General features: G+C 36.8%; 14 protein-coding genes. 1 reads left to right on the forward strand and 13 read right to left on the reverse strand.

Annotated features, from left to right (window positions below; all coding sequences use genetic code 11):
• Positions 1–240 precede the first annotated feature (240 nt).
• From dprA to smc, 13 genes are all read right to left on the reverse strand, one after another.
• A complete protein-coding gene (gene dprA / locus GMB86_RS09770) occupies positions 241–1,107 on the reverse strand; it encodes a DNA-processing protein DprA (protein WP_155219133.1) in 867 nt (288 codons plus the stop codon).
• 192 nt (positions 1,108–1,299) lie between these two features.
• Entirely contained in the window at positions 1,300–1,593 is a 294-nt protein-coding gene (locus tag GMB86_RS09775; RefSeq protein WP_155219135.1) for an EscU/YscU/HrcU family type III secretion system export apparatus switch protein, read from the reverse strand.
• 2 nt (positions 1,594–1,595) lie between these two features.
• Entirely contained in the window at positions 1,596–2,831 is a 1,236-nt protein-coding gene (locus GMB86_RS09780) for a hypothetical protein (protein ID WP_155219136.1), read from the reverse strand.
• 11 nt (positions 2,832–2,842) lie between these two features.
• Positions 2,843–3,607, reverse strand: a complete 765-nt coding sequence (locus GMB86_RS09785) for a ribonuclease HII (RefSeq protein WP_155219139.1) — start codon at positions 3,605–3,607, stop codon at positions 2,843–2,845.
• Positions 3,608–3,858: 251 nt separating this feature from the next.
• Positions 3,859–4,728: a ribosome biogenesis GTPase YlqF gene (gene ylqF, locus GMB86_RS09790; protein ID WP_155219142.1), complete on the reverse strand. Its 870-nt coding sequence runs from the start codon at positions 4,726–4,728 to the stop codon at positions 3,859–3,861.
• A 243-nt stretch (positions 4,729–4,971) separates the two neighbouring features.
• Positions 4,972–5,313, reverse strand: coding sequence for a 50S ribosomal protein L19 (rplS, locus tag GMB86_RS09795; RefSeq protein ID WP_155219146.1), 342 nt, complete (start codon positions 5,311–5,313; stop codon positions 4,972–4,974).
• A gap of 128 nt (positions 5,314–5,441) precedes the next feature.
• Positions 5,442–6,182: a tRNA (guanosine(37)-N1)-methyltransferase TrmD gene (trmD, locus tag GMB86_RS09800; protein WP_155219149.1), complete on the reverse strand. Its 741-nt coding sequence runs from the start codon at positions 6,180–6,182 to the stop codon at positions 5,442–5,444.
• Entirely contained in the window at positions 6,172–6,696 is a 525-nt protein-coding gene (gene rimM / locus GMB86_RS09805; protein WP_155219152.1) for a ribosome maturation factor RimM, read from the reverse strand. The genes trmD and rimM overlap by 11 nt, the downstream gene beginning before the upstream one ends.
• Positions 6,697–6,919: 223 nt before the next feature.
• Positions 6,920–7,192, reverse strand: a complete 273-nt coding sequence (gene rpsP, locus GMB86_RS09810) for a 30S ribosomal protein S16 (protein ID WP_155219154.1) — start codon at positions 7,190–7,192, stop codon at positions 6,920–6,922.
• A 71-nt stretch (positions 7,193–7,263) separates the two neighbouring features.
• Positions 7,264–8,610, reverse strand: a complete 1,347-nt coding sequence (ffh, locus tag GMB86_RS09815; RefSeq protein WP_155219157.1) for a signal recognition particle protein — start codon at positions 8,608–8,610, stop codon at positions 7,264–7,266.
• A gap of 10 nt (positions 8,611–8,620) precedes the next feature.
• Positions 8,621–8,956: a putative DNA-binding protein gene (locus tag GMB86_RS09820; protein ID WP_155219160.1), complete on the reverse strand. Its 336-nt coding sequence runs from the start codon at positions 8,954–8,956 to the stop codon at positions 8,621–8,623.
• A gap of 213 nt (positions 8,957–9,169) precedes the next feature.
• Positions 9,170–10,171, reverse strand: a complete 1,002-nt coding sequence (gene ftsY / locus GMB86_RS09825) for a signal recognition particle-docking protein FtsY (protein ID WP_155219163.1) — start codon at positions 10,169–10,171, stop codon at positions 9,170–9,172.
• A gap of 10 nt (positions 10,172–10,181) precedes the next feature.
• Positions 10,182–13,751, reverse strand: coding sequence for a chromosome segregation protein SMC (gene smc / locus GMB86_RS09830; protein ID WP_155219166.1), 3,570 nt, complete (start codon positions 13,749–13,751; stop codon positions 10,182–10,184).
• 143 nt (positions 13,752–13,894) lie between these two features.
• On the opposite strand from smc, the gene GMB86_RS09835 reads away from it, so the two are divergent.
• Positions 13,895–14,116, forward strand: coding sequence for a DUF1128 domain-containing protein (locus GMB86_RS09835; RefSeq protein WP_155219169.1), 222 nt, complete (start codon positions 13,895–13,897; stop codon positions 14,114–14,116).
• Positions 14,117–14,244: the final 128 nt, after the last annotated feature.

Raw genomic sequence — 14,244 nt, forward strand, 5'->3', positions numbered from 1 at the left:
TACTTTAATCAATATATTCCTTTTTTAAGGAAATAAATGTCGTTTTAAGCGCTTTTTTACCCAATTGGATCCCATAATGATCGGATATAAATAGACCAACTTGAATATATCAAGTCCAGTGTACCTAGCAGTCAGTAATCATAGCATAAGAAATGAAAAAAATCAAAAAATTAACCAATTAAGTTATATAAAACACTATTGATTCTTAGCTTAAAACGACTTTTCAATGACATCCTTTAATCAATAGCGGATCTCAGATAGAATATCATCACTATCCATCACTAGTTTAGCCCCCTGTTGAATTAATTTATTCGTTCCTCTTGCGTTCGGTTCTAATATTGAACCTGGAATGGCCAAAACCTCACGCCCCTGTTCTAACGCTTGATCTGCAGTTATTAAAGAGCCACTTCTCTCTTTTGCTTCGACAATGATCGTCGCTTTCGAAAGACCACTAATAATTCGGTTTCTTTCTGGAAATTGCCATTTTCTTGGATATCTAGAGGGAGGATATTCACTGATAACGACATGTTTTCTCGCTATTTCTTCAAATAAAGGTTGATTTTGAGAGGGGTATGGATGATAAAGACCCGATCCGAGTACGGCTATTGTTTTGGATTTCAGTCCAATATGATGAGCAAGCGTATCAACTCCGATGGCGAGTCCACTAACAATCGTCCATTTTTCTTTAACTAGAGGGAGTAAAACTTTTTCCATACATTTTTTTGCATAACTGCTTGGGTGTCTTGTCCCTACAACACTTAACAATTTATGATCATTTAAAAAAGAACGAGAACCTTTGACATATAAGACAATAGGAGGATCAAATATCTTTTTTAACAAGAATGGGTAATCATCATCTAGAATCGTAACAATTTGAATGTGATTGTTTTGGTATTCTTTCTCTATTTCATTCATTGATGGTCTTTCAAGTTCGATTTTAAATTGAGCAAAACGCTGATGACTTAACCTTAATATTGTCTTTATTTCGTGATCAGACCAGGTGTCAATAGGTCCCAAATGGTCCCAATTGAACAGAATTTTACGTAGCATAAGGTTGGTAACAGACTGGCAATGGTGAAGATAAATTAACCATGATCGTTTATTCAAAGACATCATCCTTTCATACATGATGCTTGCTCTTTGGGTTGAAATAAACAGGCTAATCCAAAGAGCAGGCTCATTCATGATACTTAATTAATAAACTTGTTGGATCGTTTACATCGTGGACACGAAAAATTTCTTCTATTATATAGACATTTGACGTAAAGAAATGATCTCCCTTAAATAAATGTGATCATTTTACGACTTTTTTTGATGTTGTACTTCTTGATCAAGGAGATCGATCATGCGGAAGATCTCTGAAACAGCCTCATATAACTCTGGAGGTATCATGTCATTCATGTTAAGTTCTGATAATAAGGCTACTAGATTTTCATTCTCTTGGATGGGTATACCATGTTCCTTAGCAACTCGAATCATTTGGTCTGCGACATGATTAGTCCCTTTTGCCGTCACAATGGGGCTATCTGTTTGATTTTTCTGATACCTAAGTGCAATCGCTTTTTTAGAATTTTCTCGATGACTATGTTCCATATTTATACTTTCACATCCATTTTATAATCAGGTAGCGGAAGATGATGGTCAACTTTTTCTTTTAGATACGAATCAATATGTTTAATGGCCGTAAGTGAAACTAGCTGATAATTTAATTTTTGAAGTTGTTCTTTTAGTCCACTCTCGTATTGTTTAAGATGTTCCTTTATGAATGGAAAGTCATTTTGTACTTGAATGGTCAATGATCGATGCTGGATTCGAATATGGACAAGTGTTTCTTTTAATGTCTTTAACTTTAATGAAAGAATGATGCGACAATCATCTGCATCTAATCCCTTCCCCTGTTTCTTCCCTTCCCAATAGATGTTGATCGTCTCAATTTGCCCATGACTAGGCCATGGAAGTTGAGTCACTAATTGCATAAGTGCTGGATCGGCTGAGATCAATTGGATTTGTTGTCCTGTGATAGTTTGTAGTAATTCGTTAGCTTGCCGTTTTATGGCACTCGGTGTATCATGATCACTGATTAATCTTAAAGCACCTTCTTTTAAAGAATCATTTAAGATCATCTTCTCCTTTGATAAGAAGTTCTGACAAAGGTCATGCTCATGATGTAATCCAAGTAATTTCAGTTGTTGGATGATGCTAACAGAGTCTGTATTATTTAAATGGATCATTTTATTAATGATATCTTTAAAATGTGCCATTGAAGGTGCTATGGATGAATCTTGGTCAATTAAAGCTATGATATCTTTCACTGTTTCTAATCCAAGATGCCCTGATCCTAAAGGTTTAAGGGCTTGAAAGAAAGGTGCTTCAAGCGGGATTTTTCGATTAATCATAAACTGGATAGTTTTTAAGTCCTTTAGCGTTGGTTTTTTCGGGAGAAGGGAATACACTGTCTCAAGGAACGATTTAGATAGAGCATGTTGATTAAGAAAGAAGTGAATCATTCGCCTCATTTTTTGATCGTTTGGGAGATGAAAGGTCGAAAGGACATCAGAAACCATTTTTTGATTGGATTTTTCATGATTAAATGAAGCTGACCCTCTTATAACATGTAAAATAAGAGGATCTTTATTTTGTTTCACTTGGAATAGATAGTCATTTCCGATCTTGATTTCGGTATCTACTTTAGCAACCATTCGTTTTTGACCAATATTAATGACAGCTCTTCGGTCAGGAAGAACTTCACTAATTTTACCTTTTAATATTTGCTCAGGTTGATATGTTCCAATGATTTGGCTTTGATTCACCGCATATGGTTGTATATTCATACCCTCACCCTTTACTTTGATTGTAATGGTGCAAACGTTAATCGATGTTCAGGGCAGGGACCGAGTTGTTTAATCGCTTCTAGATGCTCTTTCGTCCCATAACCCGCATGATGTGAAAATCCATATCCTGGATAGACTTCATCCATCTCTTCCATCATCTTATCTCGTGTAACTTTGGCGATAACCGAAGCTGCTGCAATCGAGATGCTCCGAGCATCTCCTTTAATCAATGATGTCTGAGGTATAGGCGTAGATAAGGTCATTGCATCAATCAGTAAATGCTCTGGAACTAGATCCAGATTATCTACAGCTTGTGACATGGCTTTTTTGGCTGCTTGATAAATATTTATTTGATCAATTTCCTTTGCTGTAACGATGCCAACACCAATACTAACGGCTTCTTCTTTTATCCATTGAAAAAAATAGTCACGTTTAGACTTAGACAGTTGTTTAGAATCATTTATTCCATATAACTGCGAGTTAGGCTTCAATATCACAGCTGCTGCAACAACAGGACCCGCTAGTGGCCCTCGTCCTGCCTCATCAATTCCTGAAATATACCGGATCCCTTGCTCATATTGTTTCCTCTCAAATTGAAGCATCTCTTCATATTTAAGCCGCATATGACGTTTTTTTTCTTGTATTCTATCCCATCGTTTTAATAGATTTTGGACACCTTTCCGAGGATCCTTCTCTAATCTATCTCGATCTTCTACTGAAAGCTCCTCCGTATCAAATAATGTCATTTCAAGTTTTTTTATGGATAGTTGCTGCAAATTAAATCACTCTTTCATATGTCTAATTAGCTGTCACTAGTCTTCTCACGATTCAATAATGAAGGGGCATGACGGTGTTTCCTACGAGAATAATAGTCATTATAAATGTTTTATTTTATGTATCGGTTGATCCAACTAAATTTCCAGTCTTTTTATAAAAAATATGAATCTCGCTAGTTTCTATTTTAGCAAAAACAAGACAACAAGTAACCCCTCTGGATAAACACCCAGAGGGGCAAGTCAATGTTTCGTTATTCGGGACGTTCTAACGTAATCTTTCCTAATTTTTCACCGCGGAATTCTCGAATAATCAATTCAGCGGTACGATCATAATCAATATACCCACCACTCATCATACAACCCCGACGCTTACCAATGTCATCTATAACCGTTACAATATCATCAACAGTTGGCTCAACCTCGAACAGAGGTAAATCATGAAGGTCGTATCGTTTTCTTAACTCATGAGGATAATGTATAAGCAAGCACTTTAATAAAAATACGGATACATCCTGAAAATCAAGAAGATCATCTTTGATGGCCCCCGTCGCCGCCAATTTCAGTCCAACTGATTGATCTTCAAATTTCGGCCACAGAATACCTGGCGTGTCCAATAATTCCATTGTTTTACCCACTTTAATCCATTGTTGTGCTGTTGTGATCCCTGGTCGGTTCCCAATTTTAGCGATTTTTTTATTCGCTAAGCGATTAATTAAGGTTGACTTCCCAACATTTGGAATACCTAAAATTAAGGCACGGTCACTTCTTGAATTAAATCCTTTATTTTCAAGTTTTGCACGCTTATCCGCCGTCAGTCTATGAACGAGGTCTGGAATGCTTTTTGTTCCAGCTCCTGTTTGTGCATTAACTTTCAATACACTATAACCTTGATCCTCGTATTTTTCAGCCCACGAAGTTGTTACCCGATCATCAGCCATATCTACTTTATTTAAGATAAGTATTCTTGGTTTACCTGATGAAATCTCATCAACTAACGGGTTTCTCGATGATTCTGGGATACGTGCATCGACAAGTTCTATGACAACATCAATCAGTTTAATTTTCTCGATCATTTGTCGTTTGGCTTTAGCCATATGACCAGGATACCACTGAATAGACATAGGTTCACCCCTTTATAAAAATGACGTTATGTATCACTTATTATTAACACTTTTTTGATAAACGATAAAGATGATTTACTCGTTTGATCGGGCCAGATTCATTTTGTGATCAGATCAAACCGGTAATTATCGTTTTGACAATGATAATTTTACCAGTGATATCATTCCGAATAATTTTAGATATCTAAAAAACTCTTTTAGTGAAAAAAAGAGCTTGTCGAAACAAGCTCTTTTTCAGATTGATTATTTGCTTTTGATACGGGCTTTCTTACCACGAAGGTTACGTAGGTAATAAAGTTTCGCACGACGTACTTTACCTTGACGAACAACGTCGATTTTGTCAATTTTAGGTGAATGAACCGGGAATGTTCTTTCAACTCCAACTCCGTAAGAAATCTTACGAACTGTGAAAGTTTCACTGATTCCACCGCCATGACGCTTGATCACAACGCCTTCGAACACTTGGATACGTTCGCGTGTACCTTCAACAACCTTAACGTGTACTTTCAAAGTATCACCAGGTCTGAAATCAGGTAAGTCCGTTCTCAATTGTTCTTTTGTAATTTCATTTAAAAGTTCCTGCATAAATGCCCCTCCTTCCGTACAAATGCTCTTACAACCTTATCTATTGCAGCGGAACATCGTATTACTGGCATTTGCCACAAAAGATATCATATCATAACCCTGCTGACAATGCAAGATATGACAAAATCTTATTTTTCTTCTTCTTTTCTAAATTTCTCAAGCCACGCTAATTCTTCCTCAGTAAACGTTCTTCCTTCAAGTAAGTCAGGGCGTCTATGAAAGGTTCGATATAAAGATTCTCTCCGCCGCCATCTATCAATAAGAGCATGATTTCCTGAAAGAAGCGTTTCAGGAACTTTCATGCCTCTAAAATCACTCGGCCGAGTATATTGTGGATGTTCTAATAATCCAGTTGAGAATGAATCGGTCACCGCTGAATCATCATTACCGAGAACACCGGGCAATAAACGAACGATACTATCGATCATGACCATTGAGGCAAGTTCGCCACCTGTCAGAACAAAATCTCCAATTGAAAATTCATCTGTCACTAAAGCTTCGCGAATCCGTTCATCATACCCCTCATAATGCCCGCAAATAAAAATTAAATGATCCTCTTTTGCTAATTCTTCAGCATGCTTTTGCTTAAACGTCTTACCTTGAGGCGTCATCAATATCACTCTTGGTTTTTCGGTTAAATCTTGGGTTATATGATCCATCGCATCAAAAATAGGTTGAGGCATAAGAACCATCCCAGCGCCTCCACCATAAGGATAGTCATCCACTTTATGATGTTTGTTCGTCGTATATTTTCTAAAATCAGTCACTTCGAAATCAACAAGTCCTTTGTCTGATGCTTTTTTTAAGATGGATTGTTGAAATACACCACTGAACATCTCTGGAAATAAAGATAAAATATCAACTTTCATCGTCAATCAAACCCGGAAGCAAGTGGACAATAACCTGTTTATTTTCGATATTAACTTCTTTCACTACATCACCTATATAAGGAAGTAAAATATCCTTTCCTTTTGTTTTAACAACCCATACATCATTTGCACCTGGAGATAGAATTTCTTTAATCTCTCCGAGTACCGTCCCCTCTTCTGATACAACTGTACATCCAATAATTTCATGATAATAAAAAGCATCTTCTTCTAAATCAGATAATTGTTCTGTTGAGATAAAGAGTTTGCATCCCTTTAAAGGTTCTACGTCATTAATCGTAGGATAACCCTGAAATGTAAGTAAATCGAATTGTTTGTGTCTTCGATAGCTTTGGACAAAGATCGGTTGATAACGTTTATTTTTTTCATTATGAATATACAATTTACTTCCCTCTGCGAAACGTTCATCGGTGAAATCTGACTCACTTATGACTCTGACTTCGCCTTTTATGCCATGAGTGTTCACGATTTTTCCAACGTAAAGCCAGTCTAACATATGTATCCACCTTTCTTGAATAGGGTAGGTTCAAATAATAGTAGTCATGCCAATCGAACCTGATTTACCGATTTCCTTTACACGATTATTTAACGTGATGATTTCCTACCGGTGTAAAAAAGAGGAAGGGTAAACGCACCCCTCCTCTTTTTATTAACGTATTAAGGCCTGAGGATTTTATTTCTTAGTATTCCTCTCTAACCTTCACATTATCTCTTTTACCTTATTTTTGATGTTTTGAAAGATGGAATTTCTCCATAATTCCTTCGTTTGAGAAAAGATTACGTACCGTATCTGATGGTTGAGCACCTTTTGTTAACCAATCAAGTGCTTTTGCTTCATCAATGTTAACAGTAGCAGGATCTGCAACTGGATTGTAAGTCCCAATTTCTTCGATAAAGCGACCATCACGTGGTGAACGTGAGTCAGCTACAACCACACGATAGAAAGGACGTTTTTTTGCTCCGATACGTTTTAGACGAATTTTTACTGCCATAATATAACACTCCAATTTTTTTTATTATTGTTTATGATCCTATTAATACTCTTTAATTCTTTAAGGCATGATCACATAAATGGTAAGTTAAAAGGATTTTTACGCTTTTTCCCTTTGGTATTGCCCATAAATTGCTTCATCATTTTTTTCATGTCTTTAAATTGCTTTAAGAGACGGTTGACATCTTGGATGTTGGTTCCACTTCCAAGGGCAATACGTTTCTTTCTACTCGCTGAAATAATATCAGGATCAGATTTTTCAAGTGGCGTCATTGAACGAATGATGGCCTCAATTTGACCAATCTTCTTATCATCAATCTTGGCATCTTTCAAACCTTTAAGCTTTCCGGCTCCTGGCATCATCGCGAGTAAATCTTCTAGAGGACCCATACTTCGAACTTGACCAATTTGTTCTAAGAAGTCGTCGAACGTAAAACTCATGGTTCGAAGTTTCTTTTCCATTTCTTTTGCTTTCTCAGCGTCCACGTTAGTTTGTGCTTTTTCAATTAAAGATAGGACATCACCCATCCCTAAAATACGGGATGCCATTCGATCAGGATAAAAAGGTTCTAGTGCATCTAACTTTTCTCCCATACCAACGAATTTGATTGATGTACCTGTAACTGCTTTTACAGATAAAGCCGCACCACCACGCGTGTCTCCATCAAGCTTTGTAAGAATTGCACCCGTAATATTGAGCCGTTCATTAAAGCTTTCTGCTACATTGACCGCATCTTGCCCTGTCATGGCATCTACAACAAGAAAGATTTCATTCGGATTTGTAACAGCTTTAATTTCTTCAAGTTCTCCCATTAATGTTTCATCAACATGGAGTCTACCTGCTGTATCAATAAAGACAATATCATGATGGTCTTCTTTTGCTTTCTTGATTGCTTCTTTTGCAATCGTGACAGGACTTTCCTTGTCTCCCATTGTAAAAACGGGCATACTTAGCTGTCCGCCGAGAGTTTGTAATTGCTTAATTGCTGCAGGTCTGTATACATCTGCTGCAACAAGAAGTGGATTTTTATTGTGTGCTTTTCGAATATAGTTCGCTAGTTTTCCCGTTGTTGTGGTTTTACCAGCACCTTGAAGTCCTACTAGCATAATAACGGTTGGTGGTTTAGGTGAGAATTGAATTTTGCTTTGTTCTCCACCCATCAACCCAGTCAATTCATCTTGAACAATTTTGATCACCTGTTGACCTGGCGTCAAACTCTTTAAGACTTCTTGTCCAATAGCCCGTTCTTTTACGCGATTAATAAAATCCTTTACAACTTTAAAGTTAACATCGGCTTCAAGTAAAGCAAGTCTCACTTCTCGCGTCATTTGCTTTACATCAGCCTCAGATACTTTTCCTTTGCCTCGAATTTTCTTAATTGTCTCTTGCAATCTGTCTGACAAACCTTCAAATGCCATGCTGCGCCTCCTAATCTAGATTCTCAAGCTTATCCATAATATGATCGATGTTCTCAAGTCGACTTGAATCTTTATCGAGGAGACACGATCGAAGCTCGGAAAACAGCTTAAGCCTCGTTTGATACTTGCTTAATAGCCCTAATTTCGACTCAAACGACTCAAGCATGACGACGGCACGCTTTAAATTGTCATAAACAGCCTGCCTACTGACCTCAAATTCTTCTGCAATCTCCCCCAATGAAAAATCATTGAGATAGTAAAGGGTCATATATTGTTGCTGTTTGGGCGTGAGCAAAGTTTGATAAAAATCATACAAAGCGCTCACACGTAACGTTTTTTCAAGCATATAAAAAATCCCCTTGTAAAGTACAAAAGCTTTACAGACTAATATTATAAAATCTAGTCATGATTGTCAAGTTTATTCCTTAATAATTGCCTTGCATTTTCTATTCTTAGTGAACCATTTTTATTAAATCTTCATTATATTACTCTTAGAAATCAAATAAATCTAGTAAGTAAGAGACACCTAAAAATGATAAGGTTAGGGTTATGAAAAGTCTTACTCATTATCATCTAACTCCGCTTCCTCTGAGAATAAGTCACTAAATAAACCATACACAAATTGATCGGAGTCAAACGTTTGTAAGTCGTTGATTCCTTCTCCAAGTCCAATTAATTTAACCGGTAAATCCAGTTCATGTCGAATAGCAAGAACGATCCCACCTTTTGCCGTTCCGTCTAATTTGGTCAATACAATTCCCGTGACACCAGTTGCTTGACTAAACTGTTTGGCCTGATTTAAAGCATTTTGTCCAGTCGTGGCGTCAAGAACCAATAGGACTTCATGAGGGGCTCCAGGATATTCTCTAGCTATGACACGTTTTACTTTTTCAAGCTCGTTCATAAGATTAACTTTATTTTGCAGTCGACCAGCTGTATCACAAATTAAGACATCCACATTACGAGATTTGGCTGCTACTAGAGCATCATAGACGACAGCTGCAGGATCAGAACCCTCTTGATGCTTGATGACATCTACGCCACTTCGTTCTCCCCATACTTCCAATTGATCAATCGCACCTGCTCTGAATGTATCACCAGCCGCTAGCATGACCGATTTGTCTTCTTGCTTAAGTTTATGTGCTAGTTTCCCAATGGTTGTCGTTTTTCCGACGCCATTAACGCCGACCACAAGAAAGACGGTCATGCCATTTGGATTAAAGGTTAACTCATTTTTTTCATCCTTTTTCGTTAGCATGCCCGATAAGACCTCAACAATGACATCTTTAAGTTCTTCGGTCTCTTTAATATTACGTGTACGAGCTTCGTCTTTTAATTGATCAATTAATTCTAGGACGGTATTAACTCCGACGTCACTACTAATCATCACTTCTTCTAATTCTTCAAAGAATTCTTCATCTACTTTTCGATAACGCTTAACTAGGTTATTCACTTTACCAGCAAACGAGTGTCTCGTTTTAGTCAAACCATCTTTGAATTTTTCAGTGACAGATTCGGTTTGCCCGGTAATTTTATTTTTTATTTTTTTGAAAAAGTTCATGTTGACCTCCTTATGATGTTGCGAGTAACTCTGATGTTTCTTCTAACCGCACAGAAACCAGATTTGAAACGCCAGATTCTTGCATGGTCACACCATAGAGTACATCTGCTTTTTCCATCGTACCCTTTCGATGTGTTACAACGATAAATTGGGTTTCTTGACTAAATGTTTTTAAGAAATCCGCATAGCGATCCACATTCGCATCGTCTAACGCAGCTTCAACTTCATCAAGAACACAAAATGGAACAGGGCGAACTTTTAATATAGCAAAAAGTAAAGCGATCGCGGTTAGTGCTCGCTCGCCGCCCGAAAGCAAAGATAAATTTTGAAGTTTCTTCCCTGGTGGCTGTGCTAAAATATCCACGCCACTATATAGTAAATCATTCGGATCTAGTAATTTAAGATCCGCTTCTCCTCCACCAAATAGAGATTTGAAGACTTCTTTAAACTCATCTCTTACCTTATAAAATGTCTCGCTGAAACGTTTTGTAACCTCTTCATCCATTTCATCCATCACACCAATAAGTGTTTCACGAGCTTTAAGTAGATCATCCCGTTGATTAGTAAGAAAATTCCACCTAGATGAAACACGTTCATATTCTTCAATGGCTCCTAAGTTTACAACACCAAGCTCTGCTATCGCTTTTTTGATGAGTTTCACCTTTGTTCGAGCTTCATCTGCTTCTATTGTCAGTGGATAATTTTCTTTAGCTGATTCAAAGCTCAATTCATAATCTTCTCTTAAAGCATCAATCAAATTATCCAATTGAATATCTAATCGTTCAAGTTTTATATCTTCTTGCCTTAATTCTTCTGATATTGTATCCAAGTTGTGCTGAATCGATTTTAACTTTTGTTCATTTAGATTTAAATCTTGTTGGAGATGTTGTCGCGCTCCTTTTTTCTTTTCAAGTTCTACCGTTAATTTTTCTTTTTCTTCCCTTGTCTCTTTAATTTTTTCATTGATTGTTTCCTGATCCATCAAATGTAAAGACACATGCTCATGCAAGGCTTGAACGCTATCAGTCGCTTCCATAAGCTCAGAAGTTAAGGTATCTAATTGTTCTTTCATCTCTTTCGTTTTATCTTCGAGATGGGTAACCATTTGTTGTTGTTTGGCTACATGAATTTTGAGTGTCGTTATTTCCTCTTGAAGTTCATCTTTTGATAAATCTTGCGTTTTCTTTTTCTCCGTCGATTCATTTATTTCATTTTGAAGATCCAGCACCTTTTGATCGTAAACAGATTGCTCTTTTTTAAGTTTATCCATTCGTTTATGAAGTGCTTTCTTTTCCTCTTGAAAATCACGATGCTCTCTTGTTATATTTTGATGTTTATCTTGAATGTTCGCCTTTTTGATTTCAATTTCTCGTAAGCGACTCTCTAAATGCTCTTTTTCAATCATCCGCTGTTGCAGCTGGTCACGGTAAGATTCCAATTGCATTTCATGATCGACAAAAGACGTTTTCAAGGTGGTAAAAGACTCTTCCAATTCAACTTTCTTGCCTTTCATTTCCTTTAATTGAATCTTTAATTGACTAATTTCTCGGTTTCTTCCAATTAAACTAACTTGTCTTTCTCTTTGACTTCCACCTGACATCGCGCCACCTGGGCTGACAACATCACCATCTAATGTCACAATACGGAAACGATATTGCATGAGTTTGGCCAAATCATTGGCTCCCTTAAGATGCTCTGCAATAATAATATTCCCAAGCAAATGTTCAATAGCAGGTTGATACACTCCTTTATACTGTACAAGTTCATTTGCTATCCCTACAAATGAAGGATGACTTTTCAAACGCTCGATGTCGTGTGCTCTGAGTTGCTTTGATTTAATGACCGACAAAGGTAAAAATGTTGCTCGACCGGCTTGTTGCTTTTTTAAAAATTGAATAGCCGCCCTGGCTGAGGCTTCGTCTTGGGTAACAATATGTTGAGCTTGTCCACCCAATGCCGTTTCAATGGCCTTTTCGTATCGTTTTTCCACCTGTAAAAGTTCCGCAACCGCTCCATGTATGCCATGAAGTCGATGTCCTCTAGCTTTAAGAACTTGTTTGACACCTTGATAAAAACCGGCGAAATCTTGACTCATTGATTGAAGCATATCATGCCTAGACTCAGCCTGTTGGATAAACTGGCGGATTTTATTGATAGCATCCGCTTGTTTGGCATACGCTTCTTTTTCAGATTTTACCGTTTGTTGTAATTCGGTAAACTGCTGTTTGGTTGTTTTATATTCTTTTTGTTTGTCTTTAATTTCTTTTTCGGCTTGAACTTGCAATAATTCGATTTTCTTAAGACTTTGCAATACATCATCAGATGATGATTTAGAGCGAGATGTTCTCTGATCCAGTTGATTAAGCTGTTCAGTTACATAACGTTGTTCATTTCGAAGCGAAGCTTGTTTGTTTAAAACATCAATATACTCGCTTTTTAATTGCTCAATGATAACATCAAGATCCTGATCGTAAAACGTAAATTCTTTTGTTTTCTTTTTGAGATCATTTTTCAATTTCTCGAGTGTTAATTTTTCTTCTTCTAAAATCGTCAATTCTGAATTTAGCGCATCTTCATTTTGCTTTTGTTTCCTTTTCAACCGGTCAATACGCTCTTTCATCTCTCCAGCATTTTCTTTGGCATGCTTTTGACGCTCATGAAGGACATTTTTTTGTCCTTCAAATTTTTCAAGATAACGACTAGAGACTAATAAACCTTGCTGAATCTCTTCGATTTCATGATCTAAATGATCTAATTTACTTCGCTCATCTTGATAGTGTTTATCTTGCTCTTCCATAAGGCGTAAATGCTGTGACTTTTGTTGATCTAATCTAGCAACAGATGCTTTCTTTTGTTCCCATTTACGATGCGTATCTTCAATATCGTGAGCAAGCAATGCTACTTCTATTTTTTTTAGATCTTCTTTCTTTTCTAAATAATCTTTAGCAATGGACGCTTGCTCTTCTAAAGGATCAATTTGGTCTTCCAGCTCATGTAGAATATCTTCCACGCGATTTAAATCATCTTCAGATTCCGTTAATTTCTTTTCAGCAGCCTGTTTTCGTAATTTATATTTTAGTACTCCCGCTGCCTCTTCGAAAATGCGCCGCCTATCTTCGGCTTTACTATTTAAAATTTCATCAATCTTACCTTGTCCGATAACTGAATAAGCTTCTCGACCAAGCCCAGAATCCATAAAAAGATTAACGATGTCTTTTAATCGACAGGATTGTCCATTTATAAAGAATTCGCTATCTCCCGAGCGAAAGACTCGACGTGTGATGCTTATCTCACTATAATCATAAGATAGATATTGATCATTATTATCCAATGTGAGTGTAACTTCAGCCATGTTGAGACTTTTCTTGCTATCACTTCCAGCAAAAATAATATCCTCCATCTTGGAACCTCTTAGAGATTTTGCAGATTGTTCACCAAGTACCCAACGTATCGCTTCAGTTATATTACTTTTTCCACTTCCATTAGGACCGACAACGGCCGTAACACCGGGCACAAATTCTATCGCTATTTTATTCGCAAATGATTTAAAACCGATCACTTCTAATTGTTTGAGGAACATAACGAGCTATCCTCCTTAATTCTATTCACTTTTTCTATTTTACCATAGGGAGAACAAAGTTTCTTTCTAATCATTCCAACATCATTTACTTTTTGTTAAAATGATAGTTAAGTAAGAAATTATCTTGAAAAAGGGGTGACAATATGGATTCGAAGATAAAAAGTAGGGAAAATATTGAAAAGATGGTCAATGTTATAAAGAAAAAAATTCAACTCGTCAATCAAGATCTTCTAAGAGCAGAAGACTTTTCAATAGAAAAGTATGATGAACTTTATGATATTTATGAACTTATTAATAAAAAAACATCATTTAGTGTCAGTGAACTTGAAGCTATTTTAGATGAACTTCGAGGACTACGCAACTAATCAGACGATACTTATTGAATGAAAAAAACCGGGATCCCCGGTTTTTTTTAGGTTTGGATGAGTGTCATTCTCACCATTTTATTCATGAAGATAAAAGACACGAATAGTATCAACTCTAGTCTATTTAA

Source organism: Terrilactibacillus tamarindi, from assembly GCF_009718825.1.
Classification (GTDB): Bacteria; Bacillota; Bacilli; order Bacillales; family Sporolactobacillaceae; genus Terrilactibacillus; species Terrilactibacillus tamarindi.